This window comes from Morganella sp. BCCO 40_0007 (assembly GCF_032989665.1).
GTDB classification, from domain to species: Bacteria; Pseudomonadota; Gammaproteobacteria; order Enterobacterales; family Enterobacteriaceae; genus Morganella; species Morganella sibonii.
On sequence record NZ_JAVBIN010000006.1, the window covers coordinates 47,125 to 67,799 of the forward strand.

Consider the following 20,675-nt stretch of genomic DNA (forward strand, 5'->3'; position numbering starts at 1 on the left):
TTTTATTCTTTCCGGCAGTAATTAAGCCGGATTTTTCAGTAACGACAAAGCCAAATCCAATACCGCAGTACTTTGCAGATCCCAAAACATATCCGGATCGATGCAGACCAGCGGTTTTCCTGCGGCGGCCGCGCTTTGCTGGCACTCGCGCAGATGGTGGCGGGATTGCGGGGCGAGCAGAGCGGCATCATACTCAGCCGCGCATTCGCGATAATCAAAAACAGACCGGCATTCAATGCTGACATCAATACCCCGGGCCTGTGCCTCATCACGCATTTTTTGCGCCAGCATCTACGGGGAAATTCCCGTATCACTCATCAGCAGAATTTTTCTCATATCCGTATCCCTGCATTGTCCGTTATTTACTGAATCTTCACTGAACTGACAGCCTATAATGCCCCCGCCGCCGGAGGCATCGGAATTAGCCGGGTTATGCCATGGCACTGATTGTTTTGCGGAAACGCAGCAGCGCGGCACCGAAAAATGCCCCTCCGATAATGATCAGATACATAAACTGCGGCCAGACGATCAGAAAATCCGCTCCCCGGTAGAGAATGGCCTGTGCCAGGCTGACAAAGTGTGTCGTCGGCATCGTCTGCATCACATCCTGCACGAACTGCGGCATACTTTCCCGCGACGTCATCCCGCCGGACAGCATATTCAGCGGCAGCAGCACCATAATCATCAGCAGCCCGAACTGCGGCATCGAGCGGGCGAGAGTCCCCATAAAGATACCAATAGAGGTGGTGGCAAACAGACTCAGCGCCACTCCGCACATAAACAGCGCAATTGAACCCTCTATCGGCACCTGTAACAGAAAGCGGACAATCAGCAGCAGTGAGCCGAGCGAAGCAAGCAACACCACCAGTCCCATTGACCAGACTTTGGACATCATGATCTCAAACGGTGTCACCGGCATCACCAGCAGATGCTCGATAGTGCCGTGTTCCCGCTCGCGGATCAGTGCTGCACCCGTCAGCACAATCGATAACATTGTGATGTTATTGATAATTGCCATTACCGACCCGAACCACATCTGATTCAGGTTCGGGTTAAAACGGGCGCGGATATCCAAATCTACCGGCAGCACACTGTTTTGCCGGTTTTTAGCCAGAAAAGTATTTACCTCCCCGGTGACAATATTCTGAATATAACTGTTGCCGAGAAACGCCTGGCTCATACGGGTAGCATCAACGTTCAGCTGGATGGCAGGGCGGCGTCCGGCCAGCACATCACGCTGAAAGTTCGGCGGAATATCCATGGTAAAAGTGTAAGTACCGCTGTCCATCAGTCCGTCCATCTGACTGATATCAATATCGGCCGGAGGCAGAAAATAGGGTTCATAAAAGCTGTTGATAATACGTTCACTGAGCTGTGAGCGATCCTGATCCGCAATGGCAATCGGCGCCAGATGCAGTGAGCCGGACGTTACCGTTGCGGAGGAATAGATGGATACCGTGAAGGCAAACACAATCAGCGCAAGCATTGCTTTATCCCGCATCAGGCTGCGCAGCTCTTTCATCCCGAGATAGATAATATTCTTCAGTGTCCGCATATTACCCCTCCTGCTTTTTCAGGAAAAAGATGCTGCACCCGAGAACAACCGGAATCGTGATCAGCAGCGGAATAAAGGCCTGATACAGATCGATAAGCCCCAGCCCTTTGGAGAACGTTCCCCGGGTGATGGTCAGAAAATGGGCGGTCGGGTAGATATGTCCTATCCAGTAACCCATACCTTCCAGTGATGAAACCGGGTCAATCATGCCGGAAAATTGCGTGGCCGGGATCAGCGTGATAATTGCGGTCCCGAAAATCGCAGCAATCTGACTCTTCATAAAGCAGGAAATCAGCAGCCCCATACTGGTGGCAATCGTGATATAGCAGAATGCCGCGAGTGTCACCGTCAGCAAACTGCCCTTAAACGGCACACCGAATACCCAGACCGAGAGGGCGCAGAGCAGGAAAAAGTTAAACATCCCCAGCAGGATATAAGGCACCTGTTTGCCGATTAAAAACTCTGTTTTGGTCACCGGGGTGACATAGAGATTGATAATCGACCCCAGCTCTTTCTCCCGCACCACGCTCAGGGCGCTGAGCATCGCCGGTATCATCATCAGCAGCAGCGGGATCACCGCCGGAACAATGGCGGGCAGGCTTTTCACATCCGGGTTGTAGCGGTAACGGGTTTCGATATCAATCGCAGAACTCAGCGGGCTGGCCACCGGCTGTTTTGAGGCCATGCGGGTCAGCCAGTTAAGATGCATCGCCTGCACATAACCGCGCACCGTTTCCGCCCGGTTCGGCATGGCACCATCCACCCAGACGCCCAGTTTCGCATCATGGCCTTTAGCGATATCACGGGCAAAATCCGGCGGAATTTCAATCGCCACCGCGATTTCCCCGGCACGCATCCGCCGCTCCATATCGTTATAATTTTGCAGCGGTGGTTGTTCGATAAAGTAACGGGAACCTGAGAGATCCTGCACATAGTTCTGGCTGGTGGTGGTCTGGTCGCGGTCGAGCACGGCGAAACGCAGGTTTTCCACATCCATACTGATACCGTAACCCATAATAAACATCAGGATCACGGTGCCGAGCAGGGCCAGTGTCAGCCGCACCGGGTCGCGGCGCAGTTCCAGCCCTTCACGCAGGCTGTAACTGAACAGTCGGCGCAGGCTGAAACGGCGTTTCAGTGCGGTGGCGGCCGCTTCGCTGCTGTCGGCAGGCAGTTCCGGTGCTTCCGGCGGCGGGGCATCATCCTCAATCCCCGAGGCTTTTTTCAGATAATCAATAAAGACGGCTTCGAGGGTATCAAATTTGCTGTTGGCGACCAGATGTTCCGGCGTGTCCGTCACCAGTACTTTCCCGGCGTGCATCAGCGACATGCGGTCACAGCGGGCGGCCTCATTCATAAAGTGGGTGGATATAAAAATCGTCACGCCGTCTTTGCGTGATAAATCCACCATCAGATCCCAGAACATATCGCGGGCGATCGGGTCAACGCCGGATGTCGGTTCATCGAGGATCAGCATTTCCGGACGGTGAATCACCGCCACGGCCAGCGATAAGCGCTGGCGTATCCCGAGCGGTAACCCCTCCGGCATGGCATCGGCGACATCCGTCAGCTTAAAGCGTGTCATCATTTCATCAACGCGCTCATCGATTTCATTTTCGGGCACATGGAACAGTTTGGCGTGCAGCACCAGGTTCTGCAAAACCGTCAGTTCGCTGTAGAGAGAGAACGCCTGCGACATATAACCGACCCGCATCCGGGTATTCAAATCTTTCGGATCGACCTCCTGACCAAACAGCCACGCTTTACCCTCTGTGGCCTGTAGCAGCCCGGTGAGCATTTTCATGGTAGTGGATTTCCCGCAGCCGTTGGAGCCGAGGAACCCGAAGATTTCCCCTTTCGGGATACGGAAACTGACATGATCAACAGCGGTAAAACTGCCGAAACGCATGGTCAGATCCTGCGCCTCAATGGCAATCTCTTCATTATCCTGTGCTTCGCGCGGCGGGATCACCACCGCTTTGTGGTCTTTGCGTTTTTCTTCCGGCAGCAGGGCGATAAAAGCGGCTTCCAGTTCATCGGTCTGTGTCTGTGCTTTCAGTTCACGGGCGTGTCCGGTGGCCAGTACCTTGCCGTCATCCATCGCAACCAGGTAATCGAAACGTTCTGCCTCTTCCATATAGGCGGTCGCCACCAGCACACTCATATTTTGCTGGCGTTCGCGGATACGGTCGATAAGCTCCCAGAACTGGGCGCGGGAGAGGGGATCAACCCCGGTGGTCGGTTCGTCGAGGATCAGCAGCTCCGGATCGTGGATCAGTGCGCAGCACAGACCGAGCTTCTGTTTCATCCCGCCGGAAAGTTTCCCCGCCGGGCGGTCACGGAACGGAGCAAGCCCGGTACTGGTAAGGAGATCATCAATCCGCAGACGGCGCTCTTCCTCAGACTGACCGAACAGCCGCCCGAAAAAATCCACGTTTTCAAATACTGACAGGGTGTGATAAAGGTTCTTCCCCAGCCCCTGCGGCATATAGGCAATACGCGGGCAGACGGCGCGGCGGTGTTCTTCTTCGCGGATATCGCCGTCCAGTACAATGACATTACCCTGCTGCACTTTGCGGGCACCGGCGATCAGGGAGATCAGGGTGGATTTCCCGACACCGTCCGGCCCGATCAGCCCCACCATCTGACGGGCGGGGATGTTCAGCGTGATATCATCAAGGGCGCACACATCACCGTAATGATGCGTAACCTGTTCCAGGGTGACGATTGCGGTGTCAGAATGCTGTTTTGATGATGTCATTGAGGTAATTTCACCTCCAGGTCAGACGGCCATTCCTGTTTCGGATCAAGCCGGATATAGGCGCGTCCCGGCAGGCCGGTTTTCACATATTCCAGGTGTTTTTCCAGCAGTTCCGGGTCAATACGTGCACGAACGCGGAACATCAGCTTCTGACGTTCATTATCGGTTTCCACCGTTTTCGGGGTGAACTGCGCGACGCTGGCGACGTACGAAGTTTTTGCCGGGATCACCAGACCGGGAGCGGCATCAAGGATAATATGCACATCACTGCCGATACCGGCCTGTCCGGCCTGTTCCGTCGGCAGGAAAAAGGTCATATAGACATCACTGAGATCGACCATATTCACCACACGGCCACCGGCACCGAGCACTTCACCCGGTTCGGCAACACGATACTGAACACGGCCGTTGCGCGGCGCTTTCAGCTGACTGTCATCCAGATCGGCCTCAATCCGCCGTTGTGTCGCGAGTGCGGCATCCACTTTTGTCTGTGCCTGGATAATACCGGACTGCGCGGCATCAATAGCGGCAGATGCGGCCGCCACCTGTGCTTTGGCGGCTTCCACCGCTGCGCGGGCGCCCTGGACAACCGCCAGGTCATCATCCACCTGCTGAACAGACACCGCATTGGTTCTCACCAGTGCCTGAGAGCGGGCCAGACGCTTCTGGGCGGCAGTCAGTTCAGAGGTGCGCTGACGCACCATCGCCTCTGCGGCGGCTTTCTCACTTTTGCGCTGCGCCAGTGCCGAGCGTGAGGAGATCACATTGCTGTCCGCCTGGCGGTGCTGCGCCTGTGCCTCACTCAGCTGTGCCTCCAGTGTCCGGGTATCCATCTGCGCCAGTACATCCCCGGCGCGGACAAAGTCCCCCTCTCTGACATTGATGGTACTGATGCGTCCGGCTGTTTTGGTTGAGATATCAATTTCCGTTGCCTCGATCCGTCCGTTGCTCTGCGCGAATCCCTCAGGGAGCCCGGGGCTTTGCAGCATGCGGTACAGATAGCCGCCGGCGGCAAGGACAATGATCAGGATGAGATAAAAAATCCACGTTTTACGTTTTGATTTTTGCATAGATACCGTGATTACCCTTCTTATGGAAAATAATGAGATAAGCACAACAGGAGCACTCCAATATCCTGCCGTAAAAAATAATACTTTTAATTTTTATAACGGTGATATTTAGTGCTGATAAAGAAAGCATAACCGGATCAGCAGGATAAAGCTGCCGCATGTATCACATTCATTGTAAACGGCAGGATACAGCGCCCGGGGGATTGCACGAATTGCACCGGTTTTTTCTCTGTCACCGGGATCTTTTCTGCGGGAGGTTATCCGTCAGAGGATTGTTTGCTGAAATTTGCCATTTTTCCTCCCTGTAATGACTAATACAGGTGTGATGCAGCCGTGAATACATGCAGGCGGGCTCAGAAAGTTAAGGACAGAAAGTTAAGTACAGAGAGTTAAATCAGTAAATTATTGCTGAATCAGGACGACGTCATTATGTAATAAAATGTAACCCCAAAATTCAAATAATATAATCTGTGACAGATTGGTCTGAGCCGGGATTTCTTATCAGGTAATACCATCATATCTTATAATCTGATTTGAACAGGAAGCAATCATATAGTCGGGAGGTAAAATTACCGGCTTCAGTTCATATTAATTATCTGCCGGTTTTCTGTTTTTTGCATTTATTAACAAATGGTTGCGAATGGAATCAATATGCCGGGTTAGTATTTGATGAGTGTGTTAAAAATATTAAGGTGTTCAATGTGCTGAAGAAACGTATAATGCAGAGGTGATATTGCAGTCATAATTGTTCGTTCATTGAAAGAAGAAGATGAAAGAACAGAACATGTTGTTCAGATAATGGAAAGCTAAAGAAAATAGCCTGAGGATGGAAGTAGTATGACGATAAAGAATAAAAAAATAAAGATAACCATACTTATCGTTATAATAATGGTGTTATCTGCCGGGTTTATTTTATCTCATTCCTCTGAACATGAGATATTAGAAGGCATTGTTGATACAGATGAAATTAATATCACCAGTAAAGTGACGGCAAGAGTTGATAGTCTGCATGTCAGGGAAGGAGACAGCATCCGTAACGGGCAGGCCTTAGTCAGTTTGTATGACAGGCAAACCACCGAGAATGCCCTGCAGGCAAAGGAAGCATTAGCTGCGGCTGTTGCCAGTCAGGAAAAGGCCTATAACGGAGAGCGTTCAGAATATATTGAGTCATTAAAAGCTAACTGGATAAGTGCTCAGGCAGATGAAAAAAACGTAAAGATAACCACGGACCGGGTAGTAAAACTCTATGAGAAGAGTAAAGCCGTCTCTGCCCAGGAACGTGATGATGCCATTGCCAGATATAAAATTGCCGGGCAGAAAACAAATTCTGCCTATGAGCAATATATGCAAGCCAAACGGGGTAACAGAGCGGAGGACATTCGCATTGCTGATGCTAATGTAAATGCAGCCAGGGCCGCGTTTGAGTCTGCTGACTCCCTGGTCAGAGAGCTGAGTGTTCATTCAAAAAATGACGGAGAAATTGCCAAACGCTTCGCTAATCAGGGAGAGCTTGTTTCTGCCGGTACACCTATATTCAGTATGATTGATTTAAATAATCTTTGGGTAACCGTCAATTTACGGGAAGATCGTTTTAACGCATTAAAAATAGGTGATGTGATTGAAGGAAAGATCCCTGCACTGAAAGATGAAACTGTTAAATTTCAGGTGTTTTTTATTAATCCCAAAGGCAATTTTGCCACATGGAGAGCAACCCGTCAGTCAAGCGGTTATGACGTCAGAACATTTGAAGTACGGTTACATCCGGTGAATAAGACAGAAGGAATGCGCCCGGGCATGTCTGTTATTTTTGATTGGCCAGCCGGTAATGACTAATAAAACCTTACCGGACTTTTCAGCCTCATTGACAGATGAAATTAATTTCATCTGTCATGATCGCTACATGAAAATTTTACTGTTTATTGTGCCGGTATTTTTATTAACTTTTGTCTGCGCGATGTTCAGTTCCGGTGTACCTGAGAAAATACCGGTAGCACTGGTGGATTACGACCATTCATCATTGAGCCGGGAAATAATCAGGAATATTGATGCATCGAAAAGTATTGAGTTAACAGAAATACCGGAAAATGTTGCCCGGGCTCAACGCCTGATGAAAAGCATGAAAATTTATGCTTTTATAGAGATCCCCCGTGGTGCATCCGGATCAACTATCCGTCAGGATGATAATAAGGTCATAATTCGTTATAACGGACAGTTCAGATCGACAGGTAATGCTGCGTTTATCGGGTTGCAGGCTGCGGTGAATGATGCCTATAGCTCACTCAATAACAGGAAATCATTGGGTGCTGAGCATAAAGGTACGGGCAGCTCAGTGCCAAACATACAAGTAGTCAGTATCAGCAATCCGCAAAATAGTTATGAAAGATTCCTGACGCCAATCGCAATACCGGTGTTACTGAGTATAGTCCTGAGCAGTGCTGTAATTTGCGCTATCGGACGTTTTTTTGAAGACGGTAAGCTTTGCGCCGGCCGGATTAAGAAAGGCAGAATCTATCTGTCAATTCAGGTTATTTCCCGTTGTCTTCCCTATATAACTATTATTTTTTTGTGGAATTTAATATTTAATGTCTGGCAAACCGTGGGACGGGGCTGGCCGATTTCAGGTAATTCATGGTTATTAATACTGGCGATATTTATGCTGTGTCTTCTCACTGCATCTATCGCCATTATGTTTATTTCAATAACACGAAATGTACTTACAGCATTAAGTATCTCAACGGTATATACCAGTGCTGCATTAACCTACTCTGATGGTACGTTGTCCATTTTGAATGCCAATGGCTGGGCTAAATTCTGGAGTAACTTTCAGCCATTTACTCACTATTACCGCATACAGTTAGAGCAGGTCAATCTTGGCAGTGATATCACAACAAGCTTGTACCAGTTTGGTATCCTGTCACTCTATATCATCATACCTTTAACGGTCTCTTTTATATTGGCGGGGAAACGTAAATATAAGCAGCAGCCGGCAATGTTTCAGGAGAATGTAAAGTTTGATGGTATTACACAGAGCTTTATCAGTACTCTCACATCAATAAAAAAATCTCAGCCTATATTTTCAACGGCAATTATGTCATTGATTCTTTATAGTATTTTCTATCCAAGTGCCTACAAGGCACAGATTAACCTCAAACTTCCCGTTGCGGTGGTCGATTTTGATCAATCATCATTGTCACGTAATCTGATCGACAATCTGCAAACTACCCGTGAGATTGATGTTACCCGGGTTGATAGTTCTCTGTCTGATGCATTAAATTTATTGCGCAACAGAAAAATTTCCGCAGTGATAACTATTGATAACGATTTTAAAAATAATCTTATCAGAGGAGGAGACGCCGGGATCGATGTACACCTGTCAGGCGGTTATATGGCTGTCGCTGCCGATTTGAGAGCGGCAGTGACTAATGCAATAAGCTTTACGACAGATGTGAACAGATTAACACCTGAAGCCGCCAATAATATTATTTCCCTTCCGCTTTATAATCCCACGTTGGGATATGAATCTTTTATTATGCCGCTGGTATTTATTATCATACTTCAGCAAACACTTATTTTTGCCGGTTCTATGCTCATCGCATTACGTAATAGCGTCGGTTTAACCAATATTAATTTATCACAATTTACCGGAACGTTTCTGGGCTTGTTTATAGTTGGTTTTTTCGGGGCAATTTTTGTGTTTGGCTGGGTTTATTACTTACAGGGGTATCCTAATGAAGGCAATATGTTTTTACAGCTTTGGCTGATTGTTTTGTTTTCTGCGGCAGTAAGTTCAATGGCGATGCTGATTGGTAGTTTTCTGGATAATATTAACCGTCCGATGCAGATCCTGTCGGCTACTTCGATGGTTATTTTTTATGCATCAGGAGCCTCGTTCCCTGCATTTAATATGCCCGGCTGGGTTGTAAAAACGATGGAAATCTTTCCATCAAGTACAATGATAAGCGGGTTTACTATGCTGAACTCTCAGGGGGCTGGTATTTATGAGTTGATGCCCGTCATTATAAAAATATCGTTGTTAGCCATTATCTTATTTTTACTGGCTATGTATCGTCTGGTTTGGCGGAAGCCAAAAGCTGCCTGATATTACATAGTACTGATAATTCAGATAGCTGTTTTTTAAAATTACTGTAATTCATCCGGATTATGATAACAATGCCGGGCCGGGATATAATCATTAAAGCTGCGGCTTTATTCTGCTGTATATTGACAGGTAAGCAACTCTGATTCCGGGGGAGTTCAGCTCACCGGCTGTTGTTCCTGGGCTGTGCTTTTATCTTGCTGACAGGGGGCATCTTACATATGAATAAAGTTTTGGCATCCTGTATACTTCATGCTTTCTCAATTAAAGATTATATAATAAATGGCAAAGATTGGTTTTTTATCATTAGGCTGCCCGAAAAACCTGGTAGATTCCGAGCGTATTCTGACTGAATTGCGTACGGATGGTTATCAGATCGTGCCGAGCTATGATGATGCTGATGTAGTGATCGTTAATACCTGCGGTTTTATTGACAGTGCTGTGCAGGAGTCCCTGGAAGCTATCGGCGAGGCACTGGCGGAAAATGGTAAAGTGATCGTGACCGGATGTCTGGGTGCAAAAGAAGACCAGATCCGTGAAGTTCACCCGAAAGTACTGGAAATCACCGGCCCGCACAGTTATGAACAGGTGCTGGCGAGTGTCCGTAAATATGTGCCGAAACCGGCGCACGATCCGTTCACCAGCCTGGTGCCGGAGCAGGGCGTGAAACTGACACCGCGCCATTACGCGTATCTGAAAATTTCAGAAGGCTGTAACCACCGCTGCACATTCTGCATTATCCCGTCCATGCGCGGTGATCTGGACAGCCGCCCTATCGGCGAAGTACTGGGTGAAGCACAGCGTCTGGTTGAGGCCGGTGTCAAAGAACTGCTGGTGATCTCCCAGGATACCTCTGCCTATGGCGCGGATATCAAACACCGTACCGGGTTCCGCGACGGCCTGCCGGTGAAAACCAGCATGATCGGTCTGTGTGAGCAGTTATCCCAGCTCGGCGTGTGGGTGCGTCTGCACTATGTGTATCCGTATCCGCATGTGGATGATGTGATCCCGCTGATGGCGGAAGGCAAAATTCTGCCGTATCTGGATATCCCGTTACAGCACGCCAGCCCGCGTATCCTGAAGCTGATGAAGCGTCCGGGTGCCGTTGAGCGCACACTGGAGCGTATCAAACGCTGGCGCGAAATCTGTCCGGAACTGACACTGCGCTCCACCTTTATTGTCGGCTTCCCGGGCGAAACCGAAGAAGACTTTCAGATGCTGCTGGATTTCCTGAGCGAAGCCCGTCTGGATCGCGTGGGCTGCTTTAAATACAGTCCGGTTGAAGGCGCGCATGCCAATGAATTGCCGGATCAGGTGCCGGAAGAGATCAAAGAAGAGCGCTATCACCGCTTTATGCAGTTACAGCAGCAGATCTCCGCTGAGCGTCTGGCAGAAAAAGTTGGCCGTATACTGCCGGTGATTATTGATGAAGTTGATGAAGAAGAGGGCGCAGTCGGCCGCAGTATGGCAGACGCACCGGAAATTGACGGTATGGTGTATCTCAACGGCGAATTTGATGTGCAGCCGGGGGATATTGTGATGGTGAACATTGAACATGCCGATGAGTATGATCTCTGGGGCAGTGTGGTGCGCGACGCATGACAAACAGTGACAACCGCCCGGCCGGACGCCTGCTGTTCGGTAATGACCCGGTTTTGCAGGCCGCATGGCTCTATTATCAGTCCGGTCTCAGTCAGACGGAAGTGGCTGATGCCATGGGAATTTCCCGTGTAACGGTCGTGAAATACCTGCAAACAGCCCGGGAAAACGGTGTGGTGCATATCAGCCTTGATATGGCGCGTTACAGCCTCATCGATATGGCGTTGTCACTGAAACAGAAATTTAATCTGACCAATGTGCTGGTGGTGCCGGACAGCCCGGTCGCGGAAGCGGCTGCGGATTCTGCCCGCCGCCGGGAAAATATGGCGCAGGCCGCCGGGGTGTATCTCAGTCAGGTGATTGAAGACGGGGATATGCTCGGCGTGGCCTGGGGACGGACAATTCATCATATGGCGAAGTGTCTGACACCCAAAGTGATCCGCAATATGACCGTATTGCAGATGCTCGGCTCAGTGCCGTCGCAGCCGGATTTCACCACGGTGGAATCCTCCTCGCTGATTGCCGGTAAGTTCGGCGGCGAGTGTGTGTATCTGCATGTGCCCGCGATTGTCAGCTCTGCGGAACTGGCGGATGCGTTGCGCCGTGAGCCTATTATTCAGGCAAATTTTGCCCAGCTTGAACGCTGCACCAAAGCGCTGTTTGTCGCCGGAAATGTCACAGAAGAAAACCCGCTGATCCGCGCCGGGGTGATCACGGCGGAAGAAATGACTGATTTCCGCCGTAAAGGCGCTGTCGGGGTTATCTGCGGGCGTTTTTACGATCAGGCCGGTGAACCGCTGGATACCCATACGGATGCCCGTATCCTCGGTATCCGGCTGCCGCAGCTGCGTAACATTGCGCGGCGGATTTTTATTGCCACCGGTGAACAAAATATCGCCGCTACCCGCGGAGCGCTGTGCGGTGGTTATGTTTCTGATTTGATTGTTGATCCGCTGATAGCGTCACATTTGTTGTCAGAGAAATAAGTGCAAAAACCGCCGTCCGGCGGTTTTTTTACATGAAAGTATTAATATCCGTGGTTACTGTTTTTCTGCCGCGGCTTTTTCTTCCGGCGTCCGGGTGTCGCCTTTACCGTTATTCAGCAGCTGAATAGCACAATCCATGTATTTATCCGCACCGGTTTTGATCATGTCATGATTAAAGGCAACGGAAGGTGCGCTGTCCTGTAATGCAGTTACATTGATATCACCGTTAAACTGCTTGTTTAAGTCTACTTCGCCCTCAATCCTGACATAGTAAGCGATGCCGTCCGGCAGATAGCGGCCGCACTCTTCAATACTTTTTTCGCTGAATGGCGGGGGATTTTTTGTGGCAGCACATCCGGACAGGAACAGGGCGGCAGAGACAAACGCAGCATAACAAATGACTTTTTTCATAAAAACCTTAAATAACAAATACATTAAGATTTTTATTATATTGCAAATGATTATCATTTAAAATAATTAATTACCCAGGGTGACAAAAAACGATGCATTGCACCGTTTTCTGCCGCCGGACATCACTATTTTCCGGTTTTCAGTCCGTAGGTTTTGAATTTCCCCAGCACCCGCTGCATCTCTTCTGAACTCAGCACCGGCACATCCGGTGTGATGGCGCGGACTTTCAGATACAGCGCGGACAATACTTCGGTTTCATGCGCCAGCCACAGCGCCTTTTCCAGGTTAATTTCCATCACCAGCATACCGTGATGCTGCATAATCAGGGCTTTACTGGTTTTAATTCCTTCCGCAACAATATCCGCCAGTTCATGCGTGCCGAAGGTGGCATACGGCACGCAGGGAACGTGATCAGTGCCGGTCACGGCAACCATATAATGGATCGCAGGAATGGATTCATTAAGAATGGATACCGCCGCCGTATTCAGCGCGTGATTATGTACCACTGCGTTCAGTTCAGGGCGTGCCTGATAGCAGCTCAGGTGAAAATGCCACTCACTCGACGGGATTTTATCCGCCTCCGCCTGTCCGCTGCTGTCCATGTACACAATGCTGTCCGGTGTCAGCTTTTCATAGGGAACACCGCTCGGGGTGATCAGCATACCCTCCTGCCAGCGGGCGCTGACATTCCCGGAAGTGCCCTGATTCAGCCCGCTTGCATTCATTTTCAGGCAGGTATCGATAATCTGTTGTGCCAGCTCAGTGCGGGTCATGATTACACCTCATACTCTGACGGCCACATCTCCGGGAACATCGCTTTCAGTCCGGCCGGAGAGGCGTCACAAATACCGCGTTCGGTAATAAGCCCGGTCACATACTCAGCCGGGGTGACATCAAACGCATAGTTGCCGCAGCGGGTGCCCGCCGGTGCCGTATTCACCCAACTGCGGGTGCCTTCCGGCGTGATACCGAAAACGTGTGATTGTTCTTCACCGTTGCGCTGTTCAATCGGGATCTCTTTTACTCCGTCCCATACCGTAAAATCGAGGGTCGGTGACGGCAGTGCCACATAAAACGGCACATTATTGGCTTTGGCTGCCAGCGCTTTCAGGTAAGTACCGATTTTATTGCAGACATCCCCGCGTGCAGTGGTACGGTCAGTGCCGACAATACACATATCCACTTCGCCGTGCTGCATAAGGTGTCCCCCGGCGTTATCGGCAATCAGGGTATGCGGCACACCGTGTGAACCCAGTTCAAAGGCGGTCAGTCCGCCCTGGTTACGCGGACGGGTTTCATCCACCCAGACGTGAATATTAATACCTTCATCATAAGCCTGATAAATCGGTGACAGCGCCGTGCCCCAGTCAACGGTGGCCAGCCAGCCTGCATTACAATGGGTCAGAATATTAACCGGTTCGCCCGGCTTCTTGCGGGCGGCTATGTCACGGATGATGGTCAGTCCGTGTTCGCCGATACGGTGGCAGATTTCCGCATCTTCATCCGCGATTTCGGCGGCAATACGGTAAGCGGCATCACGGCGCTCAGCCGCAGGAAGTAGTGTCAGTGCACCGCAGATTCTGTCCAGCGCCCATTTCAGGTTGATCGCGGTCGGACGGGTGGCAACCAGCACGTCATACGCTTTTTGCAGGGCGGCATCACTGCTGTCGCGGTGCATCGCCAGTGCCACACCGTAAGCGGCCACTGCGCCAATCAGCGGCGCACCGCGTACCCACATATCTTTAATGGCGGTTGCGGCTTCGTCCATCGTTGTCAGTGTGATGATACTGACTTCAAACGGCAGTTTTGTCTGATCAAAAATACAGACGTGAATGTCATTGTCTGCCAGCCAGACGGAACGGTAATGTTTCCCGTGAATTTTCATTATAACCTCGTGTGCAGGTGATGCTTAACAGTAAGCAAGAAAGGCTTCAACATCCTCAAAACTGTGGTAATGGCGGGCGTTAACAATCAGTTCCCGTGCCAGTTTCAGTGCTCTGCGCTCAAGTGCCGCGCGTTTATCCGCATCAGCAATGGTTTTGAAATCAGCGACACCGGCAAACCCGAGCAGGCGGCGGTTGATCTCCAGCCCGGCGTTGACCAGAGTGTCCTGAAACAGTTCTGCGAAGAAATTGTCCTGTGCGGCTTTCAGGAATTTGTCATCAAACATGCCGTCCTGATACAGCTCGCGCGGCCAGGCATCGCCCTGTGATTTTTCTGTCCACAGACGACGGAATTCCGCCTCAAAGATAGTCCGGGTCTGTCTTATTTGTGATAACAGCCATTGCTGATAGCGTGTGGTTTCCTCTTCGGTTTCCCGGTGTCCGGGCTGAGAGAACCAGGACATATATAAGTTGCCGGTATAGTTGCCGGTATCAAAGGCCATCGGCCCCATAAAGCTGAATTCAGGATCAATGACCTGAACAGAATCAGTACCGACCATGACAGAACCCGAATGTAAGTCCCCGTGCAGCAGTGCCTGCGCCTGAGTCATAAATTTATATTTATAGCGCATCGCGACCTGCACCATTTCCCTGTCCAGCATGACAGCTTTTGCATCGCGATCGAGCTGGGGGGAGGTGTGATGATTACGCGGTGCCGGAAAATAAGGCTCGGTAAAAATCAGATCTTCGGTAATTTTGCATAATTCATGGTTGGCGGAGAACTGTGCGGTCAGTGCTTTCTTTTCCTGTGCCGCCATACCGATATCTGAGGTATGAAACAGTGTCCGTGCCATAAACAGACCGATTTTTTCTGCCAGCTGAGGAACATATTCACCGGCAATCAGCGCCTTGCGCAGAATGATATGGTCAGCGAGATATTCCATCGCAAACAGTGCCATGCTTTCATCATAGAAATAGACATCCGGTACACAGTCCGGCGCGAAACGCTTTTCCTGTGACAGTGCATGATATTCGAAGTAATTGCGCTGCAAAGAGAGTTTCCAGGATTCACCGGCTGCACGGACGTACGGCAGGGATTGTTTTACCACCAGGGCTCTCTCACTGCCTCTGACAATAAACACCAGATTGAGATTGCCGTCACCGATTTCCTCAATCTGCCAGGATTCCGGCACACCACCGGGCAGCAGGTCAGCGGGTAAATGTGAGGACAGGTAAGCAGGAAGTGTGTCACAGGTTTGCGGGGTATATCCGGCAGGGGATTGTTGCATCATAAGATAACCTCAGAAACGGAGATAAGTGGCTACATATGTAAATTATAGCTATACATATGTATTTTTTCTGTGATGTAACTAACACATAACCCGGAGCGGCATTTCTTAAGCGAGTGATAAGGTATAAATGTAAATATATCTTAAGTGTTTTTACGAAACTATTTTTATTAAATATCGGGATATATGATTAATAAATATTAAGCGGTCTGTTTTTTCTGTGAAATTTTATAATCGTATTAAGACTGTTTGTTATATTAAGTGTGATCGGGTAGGTATTATTACATTAAATAGGATTATTGATATTGCAAACAATACGCCTATAAGGTTAAATCCTGATCTCGAAACAAAAGACGCCTTTTGTTTATAATCATTTTTAGTTTATATTTTGTTTTTCATGTGGTTGCATTTTTATTTGACCGCAGATTAGCATGTGGATAGCAAACTTTTAAAAATGGATTTTATTTTTATTACGTGGTCAATATAAGTGAAGGAGAATCTTATGGATACGGAATCTATATATTCCTGCGTAGGAAGTCGTATTAAAGAAAAGCGAAAATACTTAGGGTTAAGTGTTGTTCGTTTAGCGGAAGATATGGGAATAACGCAGCAGCAATTTAACCGTTATGAACGGGGAACCAGTCGTATTAGTATACATTATCTGATGTATCTGGCTGATATGTTCCATGTTCCGGTGGATTACTTTTTCGGTAAGGAATAGTTTCTGTCTGCTGAGTAGTGACAGTGTACCCCCTGTATGTGAGAATAGCCGGCAATTAACATCGCACTGGTTGCTAATTGCCGGTCGGTCATTTGTGCTAGCAGGGTTACAGGTATTATGTCACGCGAATTCTTCCGAAAAGTTGCGGATAAGCAACATATAAAACTCACTTACATCACTCATTTCTATTGTAATCAGCAAGATATCTCTGAAGTCGTCAATTTACTTCGTGAATATGAGACTATGCCGGCATCTGTGCTGGATTATGTTCAGTTCGTGATTGTTGATGATTGCTCCCCGCTTGAATATGAAATTCCTGAGTTTAATTTAAATCTGACGTGGTTGCGGATCACGACCGATATTCCGTGGAATCAGGGCGGTTCCCGTAATCTGGGAGTGACATATGCGGCGTCAGATAAAATTCTGATGACCGATCTGGATCATGTCCTGCCGGTATCCACTTTTACTTACCTGATTAATGCGGCGAATCCCGGGCGGACATTCTATAAACTCTACCGCCTGGACGAGCAGGACAATATCCGCAAAGGGCATTCCAATCTGTTCTTTATGTCCCGTGCCCGTTTTTTCCGTTTTTACGGCTACGATGAAGAGTTTTGCGGTCATTACGGCGCAGAAGATTACCGCTTTGTGAAACTGCAGAAATACCACGGATCCCGACAGCGTTATCTGCCGAAATCGGTATATGCCAGAGAGCGGAATGTGGATCGTCATAAGTCCTACCATACTCTGGACAGAAGCCTGGAATACAACACGCCGGTTGATAAGCGCAAACATGAGGAAGTCTGTACGTATGGTGCGGAATCCGGTCATTCCCGGTTATTTCTTGATTTTGAATGGAAAATTATGCGTTCTGTCTGCCGTCAATCGCCGGTGGTTCGTGAGAAAAACCCCGGCTGGAAAGCCCGCTGGTGGTTGCGCTGGTTATTTGCGCCGCTGGCAAAATAAAGCAGCATAAAAAAAGCGCCCATCGGGCGCTTCTTTGTATCTGTCTGATTTATCAGAATGCTTTGCTGTTTTTAGCAATAATAGCAGCAGCGCGGGTCAGATAAGAAAAGAAAGTTTTGATGCTTTTCATAATAAACTCCTGCTTTTGAGTCAGTGAATAAGCCTGTTTGGCTTTGATGGCGCTACTATATCATTTATGTGACGTATGTCAAATTTTATATAAAATTAATTTTAATTATTTAAAATAAAGTTTGGATGACGCGACGAAAGTCAGATTATCTGCAGGCATAAAAAAAGCGCCCGATGGGCGCTTTTTCTGTATCTGTCTGATTTATCAGAATGCTTTGCTGTATTTTGCAATGATAGCAGCAGCACGGGTCAGATTTGAGAAGAAAGTTTTGATACTTTTCATAATGAACTCCTGCTTTTGAATTAAGTTGGTAAGCTGTTTTGCTTCGATGGGTGTATCATAGCATTTGTGTGAAGTTCGTCAACTTTTTTATCAAAAATATTTTTAAATATTAAAATTATTTTTTGTCGCTATCCGTCGTATCCCTGTTTTTCCTGTGTTTTGGTTATAAGTCAGACTAAACCTGTCTTACAAAATCCCGCCATATAAGATTTTTCCGGTTTAATATTTCTTTTATTTATGAAAATAACAGTAAAATTAGTAACTTAATGATTAATTTTGACTGACTTAAACAAAATATTTGTTCGATATTGACAGGAAAATTCACGTAAAGTATTCCACTGTTACTGAAATGTTATCCGTATGGAACAGGAAAGGGTATTTATCAATGCAATGGAAAAATAGTGCACAACGGTACGGACATCTTTCCGTTCTGCTTCACTGGGGTGTGGCGCTCACCGTTTACGGAATGTTCGCTCTGGGGCTGTGGATGGTTTCGCTGGGTTATTATGATGTCTGGTATCACCGCGCACCGGAGATCCACAAAAGCATCGGGGTCCTGCTGTTTATTGTACTGGCTGTCCGCATGATCTGGCGCTGGATCTCGCCGCCGCCGCCGGCATTATCCACTTACAGCCGGTTTACCCGCATCAGCGCAACATTGGCGCACTGGCTGCTGTACGGTATTTTGTTTGCCATTCTGCTCACCGGCTATTTTATCTCAACGGCAAATGGTCAGGCGGTATCGGTTTTCGGCTGGTTTGATGTTCCGGCCTCGCTGACAGACGGGGCAGGGCAGGCGGACACCGCCGGAACGGTACATTTGTATCTTGCCTGGGCGGTTGTTGTGTTATCGGCGCTGCACGCGCTGGCTGCACTTAAACACCATTTTTTTGATAAAGACGCCACATTAAAACGCATGCTGGGCATGAAACCCTGAACAGGGCGCCCGTAATTTTATTATGACGGAGTAAATACAATGCTGAAGAAAGCACTGGTTGGTTTAAGCGCAGGTATGATGCTGCTGGGTTCAGGTGCGGCAATGGCCGACACCTATAAAATAGATAAAGAAGGACAACATGCATTTGTGCAGTTCCGTATTCAGCACCTGGGTTACAGCTGGCTGTACGGGACATTTAAAGATTTTGACGGTACGTTCACCTTTGATAAAGCTGACCCGGCAAAAGATAAAGTGGATGTCACTATCAAAACCGGCAGCCTGGATACCAACCACGCTGAGCGTGATAAACATCTGCGCGGCGGTGAATTCCTGAATACAGACAAAAATCCGGAAGCGAAATTCGTTTCCACGAAAGTGGAAAAGAAAGGTGATGACTTTATTATCACCGGTGATCTGACCCTGAACGGTGTGACTAATCCGGTAACACTGGATGCAAAACTGACCGGTGAAGGCAAAGATCCGTGGGGCGGTTACCGCGCCGGTTTTGAAGCCACCGGGAAAGTATCTCTGAAAAGCTTTAATATCAAAGCGGATCTGGGACCTAAATCACAGGATGCTGAACTGATTATTTCTGTTGAAGGCGTAAAAATCTGATTATTTTTACGGACTGAGCAATTATCTGAGGCCTGCAATAGCAGGCCTTATTAATTTATGTCACTATCTTTCTCAGTGATAACTCAGCGTATCAGAGGAAAGTGCGTGAATAAAAAACTCAGCTTATTGTTAGTTCTTATTGTTGCCGTGGTATTTGCCGGTGCCGGTTATTATATGGGCACACGGGATGATGTTGTTTCGGTTACTGCTGTCAGTGAAGACGGCATGAATACACAAGCATCACTTGAAGCCGAAATGATGTCGGAGTCCATGCGGTTTATTGAAGTGGTCGGTAAAATTTCCCCGGAAAAATATAAGGATATAAAACAGAAAATGGGGAATTACGGCACTATGACCAGCGGAGAGAAAGTGGAGTGGATGAATGATATTGCCGGGCTGACGGCCGTATTATTAGTTGACCGGATACCGTATGCTTCTGATGATGCGCTGAATGCCTTTGCCGCCGCGGTAAAAGAGCAGGCAGAAGGGTATCTGGTAAAAGATCCGTCCGGACAGCAGTGCTTTAATAACTTTTTCCCCGGACTGAAAAAGTTCCCGCAGAATAAATCTCAGTTTATCTATAATGAAGCCGATATCCGGATGCTGAAAACGGTGAATCTGATCCTGGCATCATCACTGGAAGACCGGAACACCAGTGACGTTCCTGCTGAGGAAGCGTATCAGGTATTAGGGAATATTTATCAGAAACTGACAGAAAAATACGGCGATAAAACAGAACTGTTAACCAATCTGAATGAAGGGGCAAAAGATCCGGTAACGACCTGTCACCTTGTCGGGGATTTTTATGATTACTTTATGCAGGAACCGAATAAAGCAGCGAGTGCAGAAGCATTGCGTCTGATTTTATCTCAGTAAACCTCAAAGCAAGCCGTTCAATAACCGCAGAATAATCTGTTTTGCGGTTTTTTTGTTTCTGCCGTCAGAGCAGCATAACCGTAAATGTGCAAATCGTGCTGTTTTCAGTATCCCGGTAAAAAATAAACAAATGTCAGTAAAACACGATACTTTGTTTAAGAATCCGGAAATATAAACAGAAAATACTCTGATACCCGAAAATGAACACGAAGGTCGAATAATCAGAGGTTTTTTCCTGTTATCTGCTTTTGCGTATTCCGGGAGTGTTGCAGAATGAGAAAAAATAAATATCAAAACCGGCAGGGGATATTACTTTAATACCCGTCAATTTCATTATATTAACTTGTTATTAGTCATAAACTGATGGCCTGGTTGCATTTTTTGTTGTGTTCAGCAGATGTTTTGCTTCTGTTTATATTGTTTTCGGTTTTACCCTGTAATATCCCACTTACCGTTACTTTTATAGTGATTCAGGCTATTCTGTGCGCAATATTTTTC

17 protein-coding genes are annotated in these 20,675 nt (G+C 48.1%); 9 read left to right on the forward strand and 8 right to left on the reverse strand.

Translation table 11 applies throughout. The annotated features are described in order from the left end of the window. Positions 1-21 precede the first annotated feature (21 nt). The 4 genes from R5268_RS08490 to R5268_RS08505 form a co-directional block, all read right to left on the reverse strand. Positions 22-291 (reverse strand): PTS sugar transporter subunit IIB, encoded by a 270-nt coding sequence (locus R5268_RS08490; RefSeq protein WP_317419182.1) that lies wholly within the window; start codon positions 289-291, stop codon positions 22-24. 139 nt (positions 292-430) lie between these two features. Further along, the gene (locus R5268_RS08495) at positions 431-1,555 is read right to left on the reverse strand and encodes an ABC transporter permease (RefSeq protein WP_218426534.1); all 1,125 of its coding nucleotides are present in this window, start codon (positions 1,553-1,555) and stop codon (positions 431-433) included. 1 nt (position 1,556) lies between these two features. Continuing rightward, a complete protein-coding gene (gene rbbA, locus R5268_RS08500) occupies positions 1,557-4,316 on the reverse strand; it encodes a ribosome-associated ATPase/putative transporter RbbA (RefSeq protein ID WP_317419183.1) in 2,760 nt (919 codons plus the stop codon). Continuing rightward, on the reverse strand, positions 4,313-5,386 hold the full coding sequence (locus R5268_RS08505) for an HlyD family secretion protein (protein WP_054425940.1): 1,074 nt from the start codon (positions 5,384-5,386) through the stop codon (positions 4,313-4,315). The genes rbbA and R5268_RS08505 overlap by 4 nt, the downstream gene beginning before the upstream one ends. Positions 5,387-6,223: 837 nt before the next feature. On the opposite strand from R5268_RS08505, the gene R5268_RS08510 reads away from it, so the two are divergent. The 4 genes from R5268_RS08510 (at position 6,224) to R5268_RS08525 (ending at position 12,067) form a co-directional block, all read left to right on the forward strand. Next, on the forward strand, positions 6,224-7,219 hold the full coding sequence (locus R5268_RS08510; RefSeq protein WP_317419184.1) for an HlyD family secretion protein: 996 nt from the start codon (positions 6,224-6,226) through the stop codon (positions 7,217-7,219). A gap of 67 nt (positions 7,220-7,286) precedes the next feature. Next, the gene (locus tag R5268_RS08515; protein ID WP_317419185.1) at positions 7,287-9,485 is read left to right on the forward strand and encodes an ABC transporter permease; all 2,199 of its coding nucleotides are present in this window, start codon (positions 7,287-7,289) and stop codon (positions 9,483-9,485) included. Between the two features lie 279 nt (positions 9,486-9,764). Then, entirely contained in the window at positions 9,765-11,084 is a 1,320-nt protein-coding gene (gene rimO, locus R5268_RS08520) for a 30S ribosomal protein S12 methylthiotransferase RimO (RefSeq protein ID WP_317419186.1), read from the forward strand. After that, positions 11,081-12,067: a sugar-binding transcriptional regulator gene (locus R5268_RS08525; protein ID WP_317419187.1), complete on the forward strand. Its 987-nt coding sequence runs from the start codon at positions 11,081-11,083 to the stop codon at positions 12,065-12,067. Before rimO ends, R5268_RS08525 begins: the two co-directional genes overlap by 4 nt. Before the next feature lie 54 nt (positions 12,068-12,121). On the opposite strand, the gene R5268_RS08530 is transcribed toward R5268_RS08525, so the two are convergent. The 4 genes from R5268_RS08530 to mtnK all read right to left on the reverse strand — a co-directional run bounded on the left by R5268_RS08530 (position 12,122) and on the right by mtnK (position 15,653). Next, positions 12,122-12,478 carry a hypothetical protein gene (locus tag R5268_RS08530; protein WP_046894555.1) on the reverse strand — a complete coding sequence of 119 codons (357 nt, stop codon included), beginning with the start codon at positions 12,476-12,478 and terminating at the stop codon, positions 12,122-12,124. 125 nt (positions 12,479-12,603) lie between these two features. Further along, positions 12,604-13,251: an L-fuculose-phosphate aldolase gene (locus tag R5268_RS08535; protein ID WP_317419188.1), complete on the reverse strand. Its 648-nt coding sequence runs from the start codon at positions 13,249-13,251 to the stop codon at positions 12,604-12,606. 2 nt (positions 13,252-13,253) lie between these two features. Beyond that, entirely contained in the window at positions 13,254-14,363 is a 1,110-nt protein-coding gene (gene mtnA, locus R5268_RS08540; protein WP_317419189.1) for an S-methyl-5-thioribose-1-phosphate isomerase, read from the reverse strand. A gap of 24 nt (positions 14,364-14,387) precedes the next feature. Then, positions 14,388-15,653, reverse strand: a complete 1,266-nt coding sequence (mtnK, locus tag R5268_RS08545) for an S-methyl-5-thioribose kinase (RefSeq protein WP_317419190.1) — start codon at positions 15,651-15,653, stop codon at positions 14,388-14,390. A gap of 499 nt (positions 15,654-16,152) precedes the next feature. On the opposite strand from mtnK, the gene R5268_RS08550 reads away from it, so the two are divergent. From R5268_RS08550 to R5268_RS08570, 5 genes are all read left to right on the forward strand, one after another. Then, positions 16,153-16,371, forward strand: coding sequence for a helix-turn-helix domain-containing protein (locus R5268_RS08550; RefSeq protein ID WP_046894551.1), 219 nt, complete (start codon positions 16,153-16,155; stop codon positions 16,369-16,371). 117 nt (positions 16,372-16,488) lie between these two features. After that, on the forward strand, positions 16,489-17,337 hold the full coding sequence (locus tag R5268_RS08555) for a glycosyltransferase family A protein (protein ID WP_218454463.1): 849 nt from the start codon (positions 16,489-16,491) through the stop codon (positions 17,335-17,337). Between the two features lie 797 nt (positions 17,338-18,134). Continuing rightward, positions 18,135-18,686: a cytochrome b gene (locus R5268_RS08560; protein WP_052926902.1), complete on the forward strand. Its 552-nt coding sequence runs from the start codon at positions 18,135-18,137 to the stop codon at positions 18,684-18,686. Positions 18,687-18,725: 39 nt separating this feature from the next. Beyond that, positions 18,726-19,301, forward strand: coding sequence for a YceI family protein (locus tag R5268_RS08565; protein ID WP_046894548.1), 576 nt, complete (start codon positions 18,726-18,728; stop codon positions 19,299-19,301). Positions 19,302-19,406: 105 nt separating this feature from the next. Then, positions 19,407-20,177 carry a hypothetical protein gene (locus tag R5268_RS08570; protein WP_317419191.1) on the forward strand — a complete coding sequence of 257 codons (771 nt, stop codon included), beginning with the start codon at positions 19,407-19,409 and terminating at the stop codon, positions 20,175-20,177. Positions 20,178-20,675: the final 498 nt, after the last annotated feature.